This is a genomic window from Xanthomonas sp. DAR 35659 (assembly GCF_041242975.1).
In the GTDB taxonomy this organism is placed as follows: domain Bacteria; phylum Pseudomonadota; class Gammaproteobacteria; order Xanthomonadales; family Xanthomonadaceae; genus Xanthomonas_A; species Xanthomonas_A medicagonis.
Genome location: NZ_CP162488.1, coordinates 5,128,795 through 5,147,831, shown reverse-complemented (window position 1 = coordinate 5,147,831; position 19,037 = coordinate 5,128,795). Strand labels below are relative to the sequence as shown.

Genomic DNA, 19,037 nt, shown 5'->3' with positions numbered 1-19,037 from the left:
TCGCCAGGAACGTGTCGCGGCTGAAGCCGCTCCTACAGCACGAAGCGCATCGCATCACTTGGTCTGCTCGAACAACTCGCGACCGATCAGCATGCGCCGGATCTCCGAGGTGCCCGCGCCGATCTCGTACAGCTTGGCGTCGCGCCACAGGCGCCCGGTCGGATAGTCGTTGATGTAGCCGTTGCCGCCCAGCACCTGGATCGCCTGGCCGGTCAGCCAGGTCGCCTTCTCGGCGGCGTAGAGGATCGCGCCGGCGGCATCCTGGCGGGTGGTGCGGCCGGCGTCGCAGGCGCGCGCCACCGCGTACACATAGGCGCGGCAGGCGTTGAGGCCCACGTACATGTCGGCCAGCTTGCCCTGCATCAGCTGGAAGCTGCCGATCGCCTCGCCGAACTGGCGGCGCTCGTGCACGTAGGGCAGCACCACATCCAGCGCCGCCGCCATCAGCCCCAGCGGGCCGCCGGACAGCACCACGCGCTCGTAGTCCAGGCCGGACATCAGCACGCGCACGCCGCCGCCGACGGTGCCGAGCACGTTCTCCGCCGGCACTTCGCAGTCCTGGAACACCAATTCGCAGGTGTTGGAGCCGCGCATGCCGAGCTTGTCCAGCTTCTGCGCGGTGCTGAAGCCGGGCATGCCCTTCTCGACCAGGAACGCGGTGATGCCGCGCGCGCCGCCGGCCGGGTCGGTCTTGGCGTAGACCACCAGCACGTCGGCGTCGGGGCCGTTGGTGATCCACATCTTGTTGCCGTTGAGCACGTAGCGGTCGCCGCGCGCCTCGGCGCGCAGCTTCATCGACACCACGTCCGAGCCGGCGCCGGGTTCGCTCATCGCCAGCGCGCCGACGTGTTCGCCGCTGCACAGCTTGGGCAGGTAGCGCGCCTTCTGCGCGGCGTTGCCGTTCTTGCGCAACTGGTTCACGCACAGGTTCGAATGCGCGCCGTAGGACAGGCCGATCGCGCCGGACGCGCGCGAGATCTCCTCCATCGCCACCACATGCGCCAGGTAGCCCATGGCGCTGCCGCCGTACTCATCTTCCACGGTCAGCCCGAGCAGGCCCTGCTCGCCGAGCTTGCGCCACAGCGGCGTGGGGAAGGCGTTGTCGCGGTCGGCCTGCTCGGCCAGCGGCGCGATCTCGCGCGCGGCGAAGGCGGCGACCGTTTCGCGCAGCAGGTCGATGTCCTCGCCCAGGTCGAAATTCAATGACGGCATCAGCATGGCGGGCTCCGGAAGCGGCGTGCGGCGGATGGGGCGCCTAGAATCCAGGCGGCGCCAGGGAATGGACGCCAGCGTAGCCGGGAACGGCAAAGAAGTGAACAGGAATTCATTAATTGAACATAGAATCACCCCATGGCCTACAAACGCTCCGCGCTGATGGAAGAACGCCTTGCCGGCAACCGCCAGCGGATCCTGCTGGCGGCGCGGCGGCTGGTCGCCGCCGGCGGCTTCCGCGGGGCGCCGGTGACCGCGGTGGCGGCCGAGGCGGGGGTGTCCACCGGGCTGATCTACCGCCACTTCCCCTCCAAGGCCGAACTGTTCGTCGAAGTGCTGACCGCGGCGGTGGACCACGAACTGGCGATCCTGCGCCAGATCGCCGCCGAGCCGGCGCCGGCGGCGCAGCGCCTGCGCGCGGCGATCGCCTCGTTCGTGCGCCGCGCCCTGGCCGGGCCGGGGCTGGCCTATGCCTTCATCGCCGAACCGGTGGAGCCGGAGGTGGACGCCGAGCGCATCCGCTGCCGGCGCCTGTTCGGCGATCTGTTCAAGGCCATCCTCGCCGAGGGCGTGGCCGCGGGGGAGTTCCCGGCGCAGGACCTGGACGCCGCCGCGGCCTGCCTGGTCGGCGCCTATACCGAAGCCCTGGTCGGGCCGACCGCGCCCAGCCGCGACGGTCCGCGCGACAGCGAACGCCTGGTCGAGGCGGTCTGCGGGTTCTGCCTGCGCGCGGTCGGCAGCGGACAGACCCCCGGCTAGTCCCGTTGCGCGCGTCATCCGATGCGCGCGGCGCGCGGCCCGATAGCGTTGCGCGAGAGGCACGGTACGCGCCGCGCGTGCGCCACGATCGCGGCGGTGGCACATGCGGCATTGTGTTCGTCGCATCGCCTCCCGCCTTGGACGACGCGTTGGCGCGCCGGCCTGCGCCGACTGCTGCGATGCAGCACGCAATTACCTGCATTCGGCGGCGTCGCCGGGCTGCCGTGCGCGGCAAACGCTGGCTATACTCGGCCGCGTAGCGGTGGTCTCACCACGTGCCAAAGGGGTGTGATGTGCGGAATTACGACCTCGAATTTCTCAAGCGGTTCTCGATGGTGATCGGCCTGCTGGTGCTGATCACCCTCGGCCTGATCGTGTTCGCGCATTACCTGCAGCGGGCGATCCCGCCGGAGGTGTCGCCGGTGGCGCTCAAGCGCACCGAGGAGCGCATCGCGCCGGTCGGCGCGGTCTACGCCGGCAGCACCGGCGCCGCGGCGCAGGCCGCCGCGCAGGCGGCGGCGCTGGCCAAGGCCTCGGCGCAGGCGGCCTACGGCGGCACCACCGACGGCAAGGTGATCTTCAACAACCTGTGCACCGCCTGCCACACCACGGGCGTGGGCAAGGCGCCGACGCTGGACCACGCGCACTGGGACAAGCGCATCGCGCAGGGCAAGGACACGCTCTACAAGCACGCCATCGAGGGCTACACCGGCCCCGACGGCGGCATCATGCCGCCCAAGGGCGGCAATCCCGGGCTGACCGAGGAGCAGATCCACGCCACGGTCGACTGGATGCTGGCCAACCTGAAATAATCCGCCGCACCGGCCCTCGAGATCCGCGGGTTCCAGCGCCGCCTCCGGGCGGCGTTTTCGTATTCGATGCCGGCCGCGCGCCGGCGCACTAAGGAGAGTGATCGCATGCGCGTCCTGCCCCCGCTGTTGGTCGTGTTGCTGGTTGCCGGCGCTCCCGCCGCCCACGCCCTGACGCCGCCGCCGACCGTCCCGATCGGGCAGTTGCGGCCGGCCGACAGCGGGCAGAACGTGGTGTTCGAAGGCGTGGTCACCGCGCGCGTGGAGGCCGGCGGCGCCGGCTATCTGGTGCAGGACGCCGGCGACGGCGATCCGCTCACCGCCGACGCCTTGCTGGTGCGCGGCGATGCCGAGGCCGCGCTGGCGCCGGGCGACCGGGTGCGGGTCTGGGGCGAACTGGCGCCACGGCGCGCGAGCGGCCAGGCCGAGGCGACCACGGCGTTCGCCGCGCGCAGCGTGCGCGAGGCCGGGCACACCGTGCTGGCGCGCGCGCAGCCGCTGCCGCTGCAGACCCTCGATGCCGCACCGGCCGACTGGGCGGCGCTGGCCGGGATGCGCGTGCGCATCGATGCGCCGCTGACCGTGGTCGATACCGACGCGCTGGCCAAGGCCGGCGAACTCGGCGTCGCCTTCGGCGGCCGGCTGTGGCAGCCCAGCGAGGTGGCCGCGCCCGGCAGCGCCGAGCTCGCCGCGGTGGTCGCCGACAACGCGCGGCGCCTGCTGCGCCTGGGCGAGCTCGCCGCGCACACACCCGACAGCCTGCCTGCCTACCTGGGCGTCGGCCAGGCCGCCGCCGCGCCGCGGGCCGGCGCCACGTTGCAGGGCGTGGAGGGCATCGTCGGCGGCATGGTCGATGGCGCGGCGCGGCTGTACCCGACCGCGCCGGTGCAGCCGACGTCGCCGCCGGAACCGGCCCCGCCGCAGGTGGCGGGCACGCTGCGCGTGGCCGCGTTCAACCTGGAGAACTTCTTCAACGGCGACGGCCGCGGCGGCGGCTTCCCGACCCCGCGCGGCGCGCGCGGCGCGGCCGAATTCCAGGCGCAGCTGGCCAAGCTGGTCGCCACCATCCGCCCGCTGCAGGCCGACGTCGCCGCGCTGATGGAACTGGAGAACGACGGCTACGGGCCGACCTCGGCGATCGCCACGCTGGTGGCCGCGCTCAATGCCGGCGACGGCGGCGACTGGCGCTTCGTCGATGCCGGGCGCGGCCCCGGCGACAACCCGATCCGGGTCGGCCTGATCTACCGCGCCTCGCGGGTCAGCCCGGTCGGCAAGCCGGCGGTGCTGGAAGGCGGCCCGTTCGCGGAGCACAGCCGGGTGCCGCTGGCGCAGGCATTCCGGCGCGGCAACGGACAGCCGTTCGTGGTCGTTGCCAACCACTTCAAGTCCAAGGGCTGCGGCGAGGCGGCCGGCGCCGACGCCGACCGCGGCGACGGCCAGGGCTGCTGGAACGCCACCCGCACCGACTCGGCGCGGCGCCTGGATGCCTGGCTGCGCACCGATCCGACCGGCACCGGCAGCAGCGCCAGCGTGCTGCTCGGGGATTTCAACGCCTATGCGATGGAGGATCCGCTGCGCCTGCTGCGCGACGCCGGCTGGCGCGATGCGCTGGCCGAGGCGCATGTCGAACAGCCGTACAGTTTCGTCTACCGCGGCCTCAGCGGCCGCCTCGACCACGCCTTGCTGAGCCCGGCGCTGGCGCCGCTGCTGCGCGGCGCGGCCGAATGGCACGTCAACGCGGACCTGCCGGACCAGGATGGCTATCGCGGGCGCAACCTGCCGGGGCCGTGGCGCAGCTCCGATCACGATCCGTTGTTGCTGGGGTTCGAGCTGTAGGGCTGGGATTGGGGAATCGGGAATGGGGAATCGGAAAGGCCGATCGTCTGGCCTTCCTTTCTCCACTCCGACATGTGTGAAATTCCGGCCGGGGCTCCTGTCATGCGTGAGGCGCATGACGGCTTGCCGTGAGTAGGTGTCCTGGGTGTTAGGCACGCCGTGCTGCGCGCACCTGGTCTTTGCGCGTGAGCGCTGTCTTCGAAAGCAACAGCAACAGCAGGTGCTGCGCTCAGGGGTGACAACGCTGCCTGTGCCGGCGCCAGTTCCACAGGTGCGCGCTGGCCAGCGCAAGGCTACCGCTCACCGTCATCGCGGTTTCGCTGGACTCGTCGGGAATGCCGAAGGCGCCGGCCAGCAGACCGAGCAGGCCCAGCGCCGCCAGCGTCCATAGCGGCCAGGGTAGGGCGTCGCGCCGGTGCCCGCGCCACAACGCCAGTCCGGCCAACGGCATGGCGATCGCCACGAACAGCACGTGCACCCACTCGGCCTGGGCCCAGACGCCGAACAGCGGCAGCGCCGCGGCCAGCAACGGCAGCGCCAAGCAGTGCAGCAGACATAGCCCGGACAACACCATCGCCGAGGCATCGAAGACAGCGTGCGGCAGGGACTTCATGGACATCCACTCCAGTGCGTTAATTGTTATATAGTAACATTTCTTGCCCGCCATGCCTTCGCGCCGATGCCCGCCATGTCCACCTCAGCCGTTTCCGATCGCCGGCTTCCCGTCACCGTCCTGTCCGGCTTCCTCGGCGCCGGCAAGACCACCTTGCTCAATCGCATCCTGCGCAATCGCGACGGCCGCCGCGTGGCGGTGATCGTCAACGACATGAGCGAGATCAACATCGACGCGGCACTGCTGCGCGACGGCGGCGCCGCGCTCAGCCGTACCGAGGAGACCCTGGTCGAGTTCAGCAACGGCTGCATCTGCTGCACGCTGCGCGAGGACCTGCGCCAGGAGGTGCAGCGCCTGGCCGACAGCGGCCGCTACGACTATCTGCTGATTGAATCCACCGGGATTTCCGAGCCGATGCCGGTCGCCGCCACCTTCGCCGTGCGCGATGAACACGGCCGCAGCCTGGCCGATGTGGCGCGGCTGGACACGATGCTCACCGTGGTCGATGGCGCTGCCTTCCTGCGCGATTTCGGATCGGCCGAGCGGCTGGCCGAGCGCGGTTTGCAGGCGGGGGCCGACGACGAGCGCGGCCTGGTCAACCTGCTCGTGGAGCAGATCGAATTCGCCGATGTGATCGTGATCGGCAAGTGCGACCTGGCCAGCGCGGACACGGTGGCGCGTACCCGCGCGGTGCTGCGCGCGCTCAACCGCGACGCGCGGATCGTCGAGGCGCGCGGCGGTGATGTGCCGCTGGACCTGGTGCTGAACACCGGCCGCTTCGACTTCGTCCGCGCGCAACTGGCGCCGGGCTGGATGCAGGCCCTGCGCGGCGAGCATGCGCCGGAGACCGAGCAGTTCGGCATCGCCAGCTTCGTCTACCGCGCGCGGCGCCCGTTCCATCCGCTGCGCTTCGCACGGCTGGCGCAGCGCGGCCTGCCCGAGGTGATCCGCAGCAAGGGCTTCTTCTGGCTGGCCAGCCGCATGGACTGGGTCGGCGAACTCTCCATCGCCGGCGCGGCCACCCAGACCCAGGCCGCCGGCTTCTGGTACGCCGCGCGCGAGCGGGTGGAGCAGGGCCTGCTGGACACGCCGTCGCCGCTGCCGCCGCGTCCGCTGCCGTACACCGAACTGGGGTGGCAGCGGCAACACAGCGCCTGCTGGAGCGCGCCCCCGCCGCGCGTCGACGAGGTGGGCGATGCGCGCGAACATGCGGCCTTGCGCGCGCTGTGGCACCCGCTGTGGGGCGATCGCCGGCAGGAACTGGCGGTGATCGGTGTCGGGTTGAACGAGGCACGGGTGCGCGCCGAACTCGACGCCTGCCTGCTCGACGACGCCGAACTTCGGCATGGGCCGCTGGCCTGGCAGGCGCTGGCCGATCCGTTTCCGCGCTGGCAGCGCTGACGCATCGCCGCCGCGGGAGGTGTGCGGAGGATGCGCTGGCCGGAACCGCTGGCGCTGCATCGTGTCCGTCGCGGCTGAAGCCGCTCCTACAGAAGCGGGATGCCCGACGGGTGCACTGTAGGAGCGGCTTCAGCCGCGACAGAACCCCTCCCGCGCGCCGCTAACCGCGCGCGCCCACCGCGATCAGCCCGATCGCCCCCAATGCCAGCACCAGGCCGGCGCGATTCCAGACGCTGGTCTTCTCGCCGAAGGCCAGCACGCCGAGCAGCGCGCCCAGCACGATCACGCCCAGGTTCATCGCCGCGAAGACCACCGCCGGGCTGTCCGGCAGCGCCTGGTGCGCGCGCACGTAGAAGGCGATGTTGCCGAAGTTGAGCGCGCCCAGCAGCAGCCCGGCGCCCAGGTTGCGCCAGGCCAGCGGCGCGCGGCCACGCAGATGCCGCCACAGCTGCACGGCGAGCAGCAGCACGAAGGCGATCGCGAAGGCGACCAGAAGCGATGCGGCGAACGGCGTGCCGGCCTGGGCGATGCGCTTGAGCAGGACGTCGATCAGCGCGAAGCCGACCCATACCAGCAGCAGCCAGGGCGTCGCGCGCGCGGTACCGGCGGCCGCCGTGCCGGGCCGATGGACGATGCCGGCGATGGCCAGCAGGCCCAGCGCCAGGCCGGCCAGCTTGGCGCCGTTGGCGCGCTCGCCGAACAGCACGAACGCCGCCGCCAGCGACAGCAGCAGCGACAGCCGCTGCGCCGCGTCGGTACGCACGATGCCGGCCAGCGCCACCGCGTGGCCCAGCACCAGGAATAGAGTCGGCAACAGCACCGCCAGGCCGAGCAGCGCCGGCCACGGCGCCTGCGCGCTGCGCAAGCTGTCCAGCGGCGGCTGCAGCAGCGCCGCGCACAGCAGCACCGCCGCCAGGTAGTTCCAGGTCACCACCTGGGCCAGATCCAGCCGCCGCCGCGGCGCCAGCTTCAGCAGCGCCGAGACCAGCACGCTGCACACCACACTCAGAAGAACGAACGCCACGCGCAGAAGATCCGGTCGGGAAGGAAACGCTGTGTGCCTGCGGCCTGCATGTGGCCTGTACGCAGCCCCAGTATTATGAGCGCATGACCTCTCCCGCCTTCCCCTCCGAATCCGGCGCCGTGACGCTGGACGGCCCCGCCGGCCCGATCGAGGCCGCGGTCGATCTGCCCGATGCCGGCGTGGCCGCGCTGCCGGTCACCGCGATCGTCTGCCACCCGCTGTCCACCGAGGGCGGCACCATGCACAACAAGGTGGTGACGATGGTCGCGCGCGCCTTGCGCGAACTCGGCGTGCGGGTGGTGCGCTTCAATTTCCGCAGCGTCGGCGCCTCCGCCGGCAGCTTCGACCACGGCGACGGCGAGCAGCAGGACCTGGCCGCGGTGGCGGCATGGGTCCGCGCGCAGCGCCCGCACGATGCGTTGTGGCTGGCCGGTTTCAGCTTCGGCGCCTACGTGTCCTTGTGCGCCAGCGCCGCGCTGCAGCCGCAGGCGCTGATCTCGATCGCGCCGCCCGCCGGGCGCTGGGACTTCGCCGGCGTGGAGCCGCCGCCGCACTGGCTGGTGATCCAGGGCGACGCCGACGAGATCGTCGATCCGCAGGCGGTGTACGACTGGCTGGAGACGCTGGAGCAACAACCGGTGCTGGTGCGCATGCCCGACACCAGCCACTTCTTCCACCGCAAGCTGATCGACCTGCGCGGCGCCCTGCAGCACGCGGTCAAGGCCTGGCTGCCGGCGCCGTCGGCGTGAGCGGCTCGCGGGCGGACTGGCGCGCGCCGCGGCGCGCGGGCGGCGGCCGATGAGCGCGGACCTGCCCTCGCAACGCTACGCCGCCGGCGTGGCGCGCGGCGACTGGCGTGACGACCCGGCGCAGCACCCGGCGCTGGCCGAACTGGATCGCATCCATGCCGCGATCGTGGACAGCGACCAGGAGGGTTGGCTGGACCGGCTGTCGGCGTTCTGGAAGAAGCCCGAACCGGTGCGCGGCCTGTATTTCTGGGGCGGCGTCGGCCGCGGCAAGACCTTCCTGGTCGACCTGTTCTACGACGGCCTGCCGATCGAGCGCAAATACCGCACCCACTTCCACCGCTTCATGCGCGGCGTGCACGAGCGGCTGCGCGAACATGCCGGGCAGAGCGATCCGCTGGCCAGGATCGCGCAGGAGTGGCGCAGCCACCTGCGGGTGCTGGTGCTGGACGAGTTCTTCGTCACCGACATCGGCGATGCGATGCTGCTGGCGCGCTTGTTGGAGCGCCTGTTCGCCGAGGGCGTGACCCTGGTCACCACCTCCAATACCGCGCCGCAGAACCTGTATCTCAACGGCCTGCAGCGCGAGAGCTTCCTGCCGGCGATCGCGCTGCTGCAGAAGTATTGCGTGGAGCTGTACGCCGAAGGCACCGAGGACTACCGCATGCGCGCGCTGACCCGCTCGCCGGTGTACCGCGCGCCGCTGGACGCGCAGTCCGATGCCTGGCTGCACGGGCGCTTGGGCGAACTCAGCGGCAACGACGCCGCGCGCAGCGGCAACATCGTGATCGAGGCGCGCAAGATTCCGGTGCGCGGCCGCGGCAAGAGCATCGCCTGGTTCGATTTCGCCGCGCTGTGCGAAGGCCCGCGCGGGCCGTCCGACTACATCGAGATCGCGCGCGAGTTCAACACCGTGCTGCTCGGCGGCATCCCGCACTTCGACCGCATGAACGAGGACGCGGCGCGGCGCTTCGTCAACCTGATCGACGAGTTGTACGACCGCCAGGTCAACCTGGTCTGCACCGCGCAGGACCCGCCGCCGCTGCTGTACACCGGCGAGCGCCTGGCCGGTGCGTTCGAACGTACCGCCTCGCGCCTGATCGAGATGCAGAGCGCCGAGTACCTGGCGACCGCGCACCGCGCCTGAGTGCGGCGCGCGGGCTGCCGCAAGCGCTGGCGAGGGTGGGGCGCGCTGTGCCTGCGGGCATGGCCCGGCGTGTCCGTGTACACGCAACATCTATCGCCGCGTTCGTCGCGGCTGAAGCCGCTTCTATAGTGCACCCAGCGACCCTCCCGCGGTTCCTGTAGGAGCGGCTTCAGCCGCGACGAACGAAGCGATGCGCTCGGCAGATGACGCAGTCCTGTCCGGGCCGACGCTCGCGACGAAGACGCGGACCAATGTGGCTACCCGCTGCCTCGCCAGAAGAGAGTGCTTGCAATTAAATAGCGTGCGATATAAATTGCACCCATGCCGAAGAAGCGCACCCCTGCCGAGACCCCCAGCCGCGATGCCGCGCTGCAGTTGGACCAGCAGCTGTGCTTCGCGCTGTACTCGGCCAACCTGGCGATGCACAAGCTCTACCGCGGCCTGTTGAAGGATCTGGACCTGACCTATCCGCAGTACCTGGTGATGCTGGTGCTGTGGGAAGAGGACGCACGCACGGTCGGCGCGATCGGCGAGCGCCTGTTCCTGGACTCGGCCACGCTGACGCCGCTGCTCAAGCGCCTGCAGGCCGGCGGTCTGGTGACCCGGGAGCGTTCGGCCGACGACGAGCGCCAGGTCGTCGTGCGCCTGACCGCCGCCGGCCGCGCCTTGCGCAACAAGGCGGGCGCGGTGCCGGAGCAGGTGTTCTGCGCGGCGGCGTGTTCGTTGCCGGATCTGCGCCGGCTCAAGCAGCAACTGGAAACTCTGCGCGGCAATCTGGGCGGCGGCTGATGTCGCTGTCACCCGATCGCCGCAGGTTCATGACGTTTCGTTAATTAAGTAGTGTGCTATTTAATAGCATTCAATCAACCGGCGCGACGCGCCTTACCAGGAGCACCACCATGGCCTCACCCGAAAAGATCCTCTACACCGCCCACGCCACCGCGACCGGCGGCCGCGAAGGCCGCGCCGTGTCCTCGGACAAGGCGCTGGACGTGAAGCTGTCCACCCCGCGCGAGCTGGGCGGTGCCGGCGGCGACGGCACCAATCCGGAGCAGCTGTTCGCGGCGGGCTATTCGGCCTGCTTCATCGGCGCGATGAAGGCGGTCGCGGCGCAGGGCAAGCAGAAGCTGCCGGGCGAGGTCAGCATCGAGGGCAGCGTCGGCATTGGCCAGATTCCTGGCGGCTTCGGCATCGCCGTGGAGCTGCGCATCTCGGTACCGGGCATGCCGCGCGAGGAATTGCAGGCGCTGGTCGAGAAGGCGCATCAGGTCTGCCCGTATTCCAATGCGACCCGCGGCAACATCGACGTGAATCTGGTCGTCGTCGACTAAGCAACGCGACACGTCTGCAAGAGCCTCGCCGCGCGCCTGCGCGGCGGGGTTTTTTGCCGTGTGGGGTGCGGTGGAGGGCGGTTGAGCCGTCTTGATGGTCTCGATGCCAAGGGCGGCGTGTGCCGCCGAGGAACTGTCTTCAAGGCTACCGGTCGGAAGATGGTTCGAGTGCGAGGCACCCCTGTGCCAGTGCGCGAGTGGGGGCGTTGTCATCCATCTGGTACAGACGCGGTGGGGTTGTTCCTGGGGATGTTGCGGTGGTGAATGCAACCGACGGAAGCGTTCTGGTTCGAGGTTCTGGGCCGCGCAATCGCATCGCTCGGCAAGCGTGGCGGCCGTTGCCGCGACAAGCGATGTATCCGCGCATATCGTTGTTGCTGTTGCTGTTGCTGTTGCTGTTGCTGTTGCTTGGCTGTTGATCTGCCGGGTCCCCTCGGCGCGGCAGCCACGGCGGGGAAAAACCCCGAAGGGGCGGCGCACATGGATGTGCGCCGTTCGCGGCAGGGGCAGGATGCCCCTTCCGCGAATCCCCGTCGTGGCTGCGGACCCGGAGCGCGTAGCGCGGAGGGCGCGCTGCGGGGTGTGCTTTCTTTTGGTTACTTTTCTTTGCACAAGCAAAGAAAAGTGACCCGCGTCAGCGGAAGCTGTTGCTTTAAAGCTTTTTGTAGGAGCGGCTTTAGCCGCGACAGGTTCTTTCCATCACCATGGTCCAGGTCGCGGCTAAAGCCGCTTGTGTCTTACTAGGCTTTATCGTTGTAGGTGAGAGCGGAGTGCGGCAGGCCGTTTAGCCGCAGTGCCAAACGAGCACGAGTAGGAGTCAGTGCCGCCGCACTCCGTTTCTCCTGCCTGATAAGCCCGAACAGTTGCCCGAGCCGCGAACTCGAACCTCACAAGCGTGGGCATCGGCAGGAGCGCTCTCGTCCCTGAGTCTACTGCGGAGAACGTCTATGCGGCGCTTTGTCGGAATCGATGTGGCCAAGGCCGAACTGGTCATCCATGTGCAGCCGGACGGACTGGCCTGGACCCAGCCCAACACGCTGCAAGGACGGCGTGAGTTGGTCCAGCGTCTGTCCACGATGGCTTGTGAGCGGATCGTGTTGGAAGCCAGTGGCGGCTATGAGACGGCGGTGCTGCGGGCTCTGCGCCAGGCCGACCTGCCGGCGGTGCGCATGTCTGTCCAGCGCCCGCGTGCGTTGGCCAACGCACTGGGCCTGCATGCCAAGACCGACGCCCTGGACGCGCGGCTGCTGGCCATCGCGGCTGAGCACATCCCGACCACGCCCACGACCGTGCTGCCAGAGCACCTGCAGCAGCTACGCGAACTGCTCGACCTGCGCACCACCGTGGTCGGCCAGCGCGATGCCCATCGGCGCCGCCTGGATCACATCACCAGTCCCGACGTGCGCCACCAGTGCGAGCGGGTCATCGCCCTGATGAATCAACAGATCCGGGCGCTGGACCGGCAGGTCGAGCAACAGGCCAGAACATGTTCGACCCTGCCCAAGGTCCCTGGGGTCGGAGCGATCCTGCGCGCCACCCTGGCCGCACGGCTGCCGGAACTGGGAACGCTGCCGCCGCGCAAGCTCGCCGCCCTGGTCGGGCTGGCCCCGTTCAATCGCGACAGCGGTGGCTGGAAAGGCCAACGCCGCATCACCGGCGGACGCGCCGACGTGCGACGGGTCCTGTACATGGCCACCTGGGCCTCCATCCGCGCCGGCTCCCCCTTAGCCAACACCTATGCACGCCTGAAGGCAGCAGGCAAGCCGTCCAAGGTCGCCATCGTCGCCTGCATGCACAAGTTCCTGCGCTGGCTCAATGCCATCGTACGCGATCAGGCCTCTTACGCGCCTCCCGTCATCGCTGCTGCATGACAGTTGACTCCTACAGTACGCCTCGTCCGACACGAAAACCCCAAGCAACAGCAAAGGCTTTCGCCTTGCGGCGAGTTACTTTTCTTTGCTCGTGCAAAGAAAAGTAACCAAAAGAAAGCACGCCCTGCCTCGCGCCCTCCGCGCTGCGCGCTCCGGGTCCGCGTCCATCACGGGGATCCGCGGAAGGGGCATCCTGCCCCTGCCGCGGACGGCGCACATCCATGTGCGCCGCCCTTCGGGTGTTTCCCCGCGATGGCCGCCGCTTCGGAAGGGAACCCGGTAAGTCAAAAGCCACAGCAACAGCGGGAGCAACAACAGCAACAACAGCCACAGCCACAGCCACAGCCACAGCCACAGCCACAGCAGAGCAACAGGGGGAGCAACAACACGCGCAGCAGCAACAACAGCTAAGGGCAACGGCTCACGGATCGGCAGGGCCAATGACCACAGCAACGCCGGTGGTGGGATGCATGTCATTGCAAACGCGATCGCACCGCCTTCTTGCCCCAATGGACTTGCCGTCCCTACCGACAGCCGCACGAGCGCCAGCACCATCCGCCATAGCCGCATGCGGCAGTGCAGGTTGAGGTGGAACAGAGTCAATGTGATAGTGGGAGATTGATCACCTTCGTGCGGCCATGCTCAGTTCCGTCTATAACGCCGAGACCGTTGCCGCCTTCATCCAGGGCGCGCGCCGCCTGCTGGTTCTCACCGGCGCCGGCATGTCCGCCGAGAGCGGCGTGCCGACCTTCCGCGGCCAGGACGACAGCCTGTGGGCCCGCTTCGATCCGCTGCAACTGGCCACCGAGGAGGCCTGGCGTGCCGACCCGGCGCTGGTCTGGGGCTGGTACCGCTGGCGCATGGCGATCGTCGCCCAGGCGCAGCCGCATGCCGGGCACCATGCGCTGGTGCGCCTGGCCGCCCTCAAACACCTGGCCCTGGCGACCCAGAACGTGGACGACCTGCACCAGCGCGCCGGCAGCGAGGTCGTCGCGCACGTGCACGGCAGGCTGTCGGCGTTGCGCTGCAGCGACTGCGCCCAGCCCTGGCACGGCCTGCTGCCGCCGATCGACACGCAGGCCCCGACCCAGCGCCTGGCGCCGCCGACCTGCGCGGCCTGCGGCGGCATGGTGCGGCCGGGCGTCGTGTGGTTCGGCGAGCCGCTGCCGGCGGCGGACTGGGCGCGCGCCGCGAGCGCGGCGGAGGCGGCCGATCTGGTGCTGGTGATCGGCAGTTCCGGCCTGGTCTACCCGATTGCGGAACTGCCGCTGCGCGCCAAGGAGCGCGGCGCCTGCGTGGTCGAGATCAATCCCGAACCCAGCGCGCTGTCCGCGCACGCCGATCTGCATTGGCGCGACACCGCCGCGCTGGCCTTGCCGTTGCTGCTGCAACGCTGGCCGGAGTAATCGGCGCCGAACGGGCATCCATCGGCAAGTGCGTCTTGCGCCGGTCCCTGGCGCCGCCGACGGAGGCGCCGGCCGCCGAGCGCCTTGCTCAGCGTGGGCGGCGCGACGGGCATCGGCTACTTGCGCACGCGCCGCGCGGGTGCGCGATGCGACGGCGCTCAGTGCAGCGAGCGCAGGAACACGTCCACCGCCTGGGTGTAGGGCGACGGCAGGCCCAGGTCGTGGTTGATCTCGGCATGGCTGCGGTCCTGCGGCAGGACCTCGACCCGGATCCGCCGTGCGTTCGCCTTGTCGGCCAGGTGCCGCGCCTGCGCGCAGGCATCGGCGCGGCGACTGGAGCACACCGCCAGCAGCGGCGGCGCGGACGCGCCCATCTGGTGGTAGGGCGAGGCGGCGATCCAGGCGTCGCGGTCGCTGCCGAAGGCACGGTCGTACAGCGGCAGGTGCCGCGCCTGCATCACCTGCTCCACGTCCATCGCCGCGCTGTCCAGCGCCACGGTGGCTAGCGGCGCGCGCGCGCCGGCCTGCGCCAGCAGCGTCGGCGCCAGGTCCAGCAGCGTCACCAGGTGCGCGCCGGCCGAATGCCCCATCAGAATCGTCCGCGTGCCATCGGCGCCCCAGCCCGCGGCCAGCGCCTGCACCTTGGCCACCGCGAGGGCGACATCGCCGGCCTGCTGCAGCGGCGTGGCCTGCGGCAGCAGCCGGTAGTTCACCGACACCAGCGCGTAGCCTTGCGGCAACCAGTGCGCCACCTTGTTGGCGGCGACCCCGGGATTGTCCTTGTCGCCGTTCGCCCAGCCGCCACCATGCACCATCACGATCAGCGGTGCGTTGCGCGCATTGGCGGGCAGGTAGACATCGAAGCGCTGGGCCGGATCGGCGCCATAGGCGACATCGCGCAGCACGCGTGCTCCTTCGGGCAGCGGCGCACGCGGCGCGGTGGCCGATTGCGCCAGCCGTGCGCGCAGCCGCTCGCGCAGGCGGCCATCCTGCGCGTGCAGCGCCGCGGCGTGCAGCGCGGTCAGCAGCAGCGTGACACCGAACAAGAGGCGGGCGGGCGAGGTCATGGGCGGAGTCCTTGCGGGGCGCAGGCGTGGAAGGGGAGGCGGGCGCGATGCGTTGCCGAGAGACGTGCGGCGCGCGCGGCGGCAGCGGTTGTCGTGATGGGCAGGGCGTCCGGTGTCGCCCCTGCTTCGGTGTTCATGTCGCGCACACGCGCAGCGTGGCGCGCAGTCCGTGCGGCGCGAGCGTGTCCAGGCGCAGCTCGCCGTGGTGCTGACGGGCGACGCGCTCGACGATCGCAAGGCCCAGTCCGCTGCCGCCGTGGCCGCCATGCACGAACGGCTGCCGCGCGCGCGCGGCCAGCGCCGGATCCAGTCCCGGGCCGTGGTCGCGCACCTCGATGCGCCAGCCGTCGCCGTCGCGCGCCAGGCGCAACTGGAATGGGGCGGCGCCATGGCGCTCGGCATTGCCGATCAGGTTGCCGAGCGCGCGCTGCAGCGCCATCGGCTTGGCGGACAGCAGGGCCTGCGCCGGCAGGTCGGCTTCCCAGGTCGCCTGCGCCGCGCCCAGCGCCTGCCGACAGACCGCGACCAGGTCCAGCGGCTCGCTGGCTTCGTCGCGGCCGTCGCGGGCGTAGGCGATGAACTGGGCCAGGATCGCGTCGATCTCGCCGATGTCGCGTTCCATGCCCTCGCGCAGCTCGGGCTCGACCTGCGGCAGCAGCGCCAGGGCGTACTGCAGGCGGGTCAGCGGGGTGCGCACGTCGTGCGAGATGCCGGCCAGCAGCAGGGTGCGTTCGGCGGCCGCGGCGCGCACCTCGGCGCTGGCGTCGGCCAGGGCGCGGGCCAGGTCGGCCACCTCGCGCGGGCCGCCCGCGGCGATCGGCACGGCGCCGTCGCCGCGCACGAGTTGCGGCGCGGCCTGCGCCAGTTGCCGCAGCGGCCGCACCAGGCGCCGCGCGAAGTAGGCCGCGGCCAGCCACACCAGCAGCGCGCAGGCGGCCAGCAAGGCGACCGAGAAGCGGCGGATGCCGTGGCCGCGGCGTTCGCCGGAGAAGGCCACCCACAGCGGTTCGGGCGTGGCCAGTTTGAGCCACACCGTGCCGTCGTCGCCGCGGCGCAGTTCGCGCCCCGCGCCGAGTTGGCCGGCCGCGTGCCGTTGCAGTTCGTCGGCCAGCGGGCCGCCGCGGGTGTTCGCCGGCGGCGGCGGACGGTCGCGGATCTGCAGTCCGGCCTCGCGCAACGCCGGGCGCAACGTGGCGGCCGCCGGCGAGCGCTGCAGCGCCTCGGCGACGTTGGCGAAGCCGTCCATCGTCCGCAGCAACTGCTGCGCGGCCGGGCGCAGCGCCAGTTCGCGGCCGAGCAGCAATGCCAGCAGGCCGGCGCCGGCCAGCACCAGCGCGATCACCAACGCCAGTTGTCCGAACAGGCTGCGCGGCCAGCCATCGTGCAGGTGGCGGCGGCTCACGGCGCGGCCTGCGGCGGCACGTACACGTAGCCGATGCCCCACACGGTCTGGATCAGTCGCGGCGTCTGCGCATCGTCCTCGAGCAGCTTGCGCAGGCGCGCCACGGTGACGTCGATGCTGCGCGCCAGGGCGTCGTGCTCGCGGCCGTGCGCCAGGCTCATCAGGCGGTCACGGCTGAGCGGCTGTTGCGGATGCCGCAGCAGCACCGACAGCACCGCGAACTCGGCGGTAGTCAGCTTCAGCGGCTGGCCGTCGCGGCGCAATTCGCGCCGGGCCAGATCCAGGCGGAAGCGGCCGAAGCCGATCTCGCCGCCGTCGGGCTGCGGCGCGCCGGTGCCGGTCGGCCGCGTGCGCCGCAACACCGCGCGGATCCGCGCCAGCAGTTCGCGCGGGCTCACCGGCTTGGGCAGGTAATCGTCGGCGCCGATCTCCAGGCCGACGATGCGATCGATCTCGTCGCCCTTGGCGGTGAGCATCACGATCGGCGTGCTGTCGCCCTGGCCGCGCAGGCGCCGGCAGATCTCCAGGCCGTTCTCGCCGGGCAGCATCAGGTCGAGGACCACCAGATCGTAGTGGCCGCGCGCCAACGCCTGCTGCAGTTGGGTGCCATCGGCCACCGCCTTCACCACGAATCCCTGGCCGTCGAGATAGCGACGCAGCAGCTCGCGCAGGCGTTCGTCGTCGTCGACCAGGAGCAGGCGGGCGGGGGCGTCGTTCATGGGGCCACTATCGGGTGCGCCGCGCCCGCACGGCAATGCCCGGCGCACGGAAGTTGTAAGCGGATGTTTCCGCCGCCGTGCGCGGAAACATCCGCTGGCCGAAACGCCGCACCTGGCGCCTGCAAGCGGCCTACCGTGGTTCCACCGCAGCGCTGCGCTGCTCCACGGAGAACGACGATGACCCTCTCGCCCCGCACTTCGCTTCTTCTGCTCGCCCTGGCCATCAGCGGCCTGACCGCGCTGGCGGCGCCCGCTGCACAGGCGCGCGAGCGCACCCGGACCCGCACCGCCAGTCACGTCGATGGCGCCCGCAGTGCCGCGGTGAATGCCAGCGCCAGCGGCACCCACGGCAGCCGGACCCGCGCGCGGCAGTGGCAGGCCGATGGCCAGGGCAACGTCTCGAACAGCCGCAGTGCGGCCGCGAGCGGCGCCAACGGCGCGGCGGCCGCGCGTCAGTCCAGTGCCTACCGCAACGCCGACGGCAGCGCCGGCCGCCAGGGCAGCGCCAGCGTCACCACCGCCAACGGTGGCAGCGCCAGCAGCAGCGGCAGCATCGCCAGGAGCGCCGATGGCAGCGTCACCGGTAGCCGCCAGACCAGTGCCAGCGGTGCCAACGGCGGCAGTTACCAGGGCTCGACCACGGTCGCCGACGGCAGTGTCACCCACACCGGAACCTGCACCAACGCCGCTGGCGAGGTCGTGGCCTGCCGTCCGTAGCCGGCCACACCCCTGGCGTGGCGCCCGCCCCCGCGTCGGCCAGTCCGCCGCGTCGGTTCCTCGCCCGGGTCGCCACTCTTCCGTCCACCCCCTATCCGAGACCGCCATGAAGACACGCATTGCCCATGGGCTGCTGTGCAGCCTGCTGTTGGCCGGCACCGCTGCCGCACAGACCGCGCCGAGCGCCGCACAGAAGGAGCAACTGCAGCAAAAGCTCAAGGCCGCCGACGCCAACGGCGATGGCCTGATCAGCCGCAGCGAAGCCGAGGCGTCGCTGCCGCGCCTCGCCAAGCGGTTCGACGCGCTGGACCGCAATCACGACGGCCAGCTGTCGCCGGACGAACTGCGCGCGGCGGTGCAGCAGGCCAGGCAGCAGGCCGGCCAGCGCTCGCGCTGAGCCGGCGCGGCGCGACAGCGGCATCGTGCCTGCAACCCAAGTCCGTGCAACGGCCGGCGCCGCCGGGTTGCAGGGGCGCCGCGCGCGGCGACCGTTCGCCCGCTGCCGGCGTGGCGGTGGCCCGCTCCCCGCGCAGTTGGCGCAGATCGGCGCGCACCGCGATGCGCGGGCGGCCGCCGATAGGCGCGCCCAGGCCCTTGCGGCATGGGCGCTGCGGCCGTTTCCTGTCCGATCCGGCGCGCCGTAGCGGGGATTTGCGGGGTCCCTGCGGCAAACGGTTGTCCCGCTTGGCTTTGCGCATTTACGACTACATTTAGCGTTGACGACGCTCAGGTACCCCACTATCTTGTGGTGGTCGGTTCCAGCAGCCACCAGGCTGCGGGATCAAAAGGGAAGCCGGTGCGGCGCAAAGGCGCTCAGTCCGGCGCTGCCCCGCAGCGGTAATTGGGAACGAACCCGTCACCCGCACTGAGGCGTCCCGCCTTGGGAAGCGACGGGCTAGGACACCGGCCATCGGCCGCCGCCCATCAGCCCGAAGACCTGCCGACAGCCGCGCGATGCACACAGCGCGGCGCCGACC

18 protein-coding genes and 1 riboswitch are annotated in these 19,037 nt (G+C 70.9%); of the genes, 12 read left to right on the top strand and 6 right to left on the bottom strand.

Annotated features, from left to right (window positions below; genetic code table 11):
* Positions 1-54 precede the first annotated feature (54 nt).
* Positions 55-1,218, bottom strand: coding sequence for an isovaleryl-CoA dehydrogenase (locus AB3X07_RS21930; protein ID WP_369941247.1), 1,164 nt, complete (start codon positions 1,216-1,218; stop codon positions 55-57).
* Positions 1,219-1,350: 132 nt separating this feature from the next.
* Between AB3X07_RS21930 and AB3X07_RS21925 the strand changes: the two genes are divergently transcribed.
* The 3 genes from AB3X07_RS21925 (at position 1,351) to AB3X07_RS21915 (ending at position 4,616) form a co-directional block, all read left to right on the top strand.
* Positions 1,351-1,971 (top strand): TetR/AcrR family transcriptional regulator, encoded by a 621-nt coding sequence (locus tag AB3X07_RS21925; RefSeq protein ID WP_369941245.1) that lies wholly within the window; start codon positions 1,351-1,353, stop codon positions 1,969-1,971.
* A 293-nt stretch (positions 1,972-2,264) separates the two neighbouring features.
* Positions 2,265-2,783, top strand: coding sequence for a c-type cytochrome (locus AB3X07_RS21920; protein ID WP_369941243.1), 519 nt, complete (start codon positions 2,265-2,267; stop codon positions 2,781-2,783).
* 105 nt (positions 2,784-2,888) lie between these two features.
* The gene (locus AB3X07_RS21915; protein ID WP_369941241.1) at positions 2,889-4,616 is read left to right on the top strand and encodes an ExeM/NucH family extracellular endonuclease; all 1,728 of its coding nucleotides are present in this window, start codon (positions 2,889-2,891) and stop codon (positions 4,614-4,616) included.
* 229 nt (positions 4,617-4,845) lie between these two features.
* Here the strand turns inward: AB3X07_RS21915 and AB3X07_RS21910 are convergent, their stop codons facing one another.
* A complete protein-coding gene (locus AB3X07_RS21910; RefSeq protein ID WP_369941239.1) occupies positions 4,846-5,229 on the bottom strand; it encodes a MerC domain-containing protein in 384 nt (127 codons plus the stop codon).
* A 75-nt stretch (positions 5,230-5,304) separates the two neighbouring features.
* On the opposite strand from AB3X07_RS21910, the gene AB3X07_RS21905 reads away from it, so the two are divergent.
* Positions 5,305-6,630, top strand: a complete 1,326-nt coding sequence (locus tag AB3X07_RS21905; protein ID WP_369941237.1) for a GTP-binding protein — start codon at positions 5,305-5,307, stop codon at positions 6,628-6,630.
* 160 nt (positions 6,631-6,790) lie between these two features.
* Here the strand turns inward: AB3X07_RS21905 and AB3X07_RS21900 are convergent, their stop codons facing one another.
* On the bottom strand, positions 6,791-7,654 hold the full coding sequence (locus tag AB3X07_RS21900) for an EamA/RhaT family transporter (protein WP_369941235.1): 864 nt from the start codon (positions 7,652-7,654) through the stop codon (positions 6,791-6,793).
* An 83-nt stretch (positions 7,655-7,737) separates the two neighbouring features.
* Here AB3X07_RS21900 and AB3X07_RS21895 point away from each other — a divergent pair, with 83 nt between their 5' ends.
* The 6 genes from AB3X07_RS21895 to AB3X07_RS21870 all read left to right on the top strand — a co-directional run bounded on the left by AB3X07_RS21895 (position 7,738) and on the right by AB3X07_RS21870 (position 14,155).
* Positions 7,738-8,403: an alpha/beta hydrolase gene (locus AB3X07_RS21895; protein ID WP_369941233.1), complete on the top strand. Its 666-nt coding sequence runs from the start codon at positions 7,738-7,740 to the stop codon at positions 8,401-8,403.
* A gap of 49 nt (positions 8,404-8,452) precedes the next feature.
* Positions 8,453-9,547 (top strand): cell division protein ZapE, encoded by a 1,095-nt coding sequence (gene zapE, locus AB3X07_RS21890; RefSeq protein ID WP_369941231.1) that lies wholly within the window; start codon positions 8,453-8,455, stop codon positions 9,545-9,547.
* Positions 9,548-9,868: 321 nt separating this feature from the next.
* Positions 9,869-10,336, top strand: coding sequence for a MarR family winged helix-turn-helix transcriptional regulator (locus AB3X07_RS21885; RefSeq protein WP_369941229.1), 468 nt, complete (start codon positions 9,869-9,871; stop codon positions 10,334-10,336).
* A 110-nt stretch (positions 10,337-10,446) separates the two neighbouring features.
* Positions 10,447-10,878 carry an organic hydroperoxide resistance protein gene (locus AB3X07_RS21880; protein WP_369941227.1) on the top strand — a complete coding sequence of 144 codons (432 nt, stop codon included), beginning with the start codon at positions 10,447-10,449 and terminating at the stop codon, positions 10,876-10,878.
* A 947-nt stretch (positions 10,879-11,825) separates the two neighbouring features.
* Positions 11,826-12,749, top strand: a complete 924-nt coding sequence (locus AB3X07_RS21875; protein ID WP_369941225.1) for an IS110 family transposase — start codon at positions 11,826-11,828, stop codon at positions 12,747-12,749.
* A gap of 638 nt (positions 12,750-13,387) precedes the next feature.
* The gene (locus AB3X07_RS21870; protein ID WP_369941222.1) at positions 13,388-14,155 is read left to right on the top strand and encodes an SIR2 family NAD-dependent protein deacylase; all 768 of its coding nucleotides are present in this window, start codon (positions 13,388-13,390) and stop codon (positions 14,153-14,155) included.
* Between the two features lie 158 nt (positions 14,156-14,313).
* Here AB3X07_RS21870 and AB3X07_RS21865 read toward each other — a convergent pair whose 3' ends face one another.
* The 3 genes from AB3X07_RS21865 to ompR all read right to left on the bottom strand — a co-directional run bounded on the left by AB3X07_RS21865 (position 14,314) and on the right by ompR (position 17,343).
* Entirely contained in the window at positions 14,314-15,222 is a 909-nt protein-coding gene (locus tag AB3X07_RS21865; RefSeq protein ID WP_369941220.1) for an alpha/beta hydrolase, read from the bottom strand.
* Positions 15,223-15,355: 133 nt separating this feature from the next.
* Complete coding sequence (locus AB3X07_RS21860; RefSeq protein ID WP_369941219.1) at positions 15,356-16,624, bottom strand: ATP-binding protein; 1,269 nt, start codon at positions 16,622-16,624, stop codon at positions 15,356-15,358.
* Positions 16,621-17,343, bottom strand: coding sequence for a two-component system response regulator OmpR (gene ompR / locus AB3X07_RS21855; RefSeq protein WP_369941217.1), 723 nt, complete (start codon positions 17,341-17,343; stop codon positions 16,621-16,623). The genes AB3X07_RS21860 and ompR overlap by 4 nt, the downstream gene beginning before the upstream one ends.
* Before the next feature lie 177 nt (positions 17,344-17,520).
* Here ompR and AB3X07_RS21850 point away from each other — a divergent pair, with 177 nt between their 5' ends.
* Both AB3X07_RS21850 and AB3X07_RS21845 read left to right on the top strand, forming a co-directional pair.
* Positions 17,521-18,060 (top strand): hypothetical protein, encoded by a 540-nt coding sequence (locus AB3X07_RS21850; protein ID WP_369941215.1) that lies wholly within the window; start codon positions 17,521-17,523, stop codon positions 18,058-18,060.
* 106 nt (positions 18,061-18,166) lie between these two features.
* On the top strand, positions 18,167-18,457 hold the full coding sequence (locus AB3X07_RS21845; RefSeq protein ID WP_369941213.1) for a hypothetical protein: 291 nt from the start codon (positions 18,167-18,169) through the stop codon (positions 18,455-18,457).
* 339 nt (positions 18,458-18,796) lie between these two features.
* Positions 18,797-19,020, top strand: a riboswitch (cobalamin riboswitch).
* Positions 19,021-19,037: the final 17 nt, after the last annotated feature.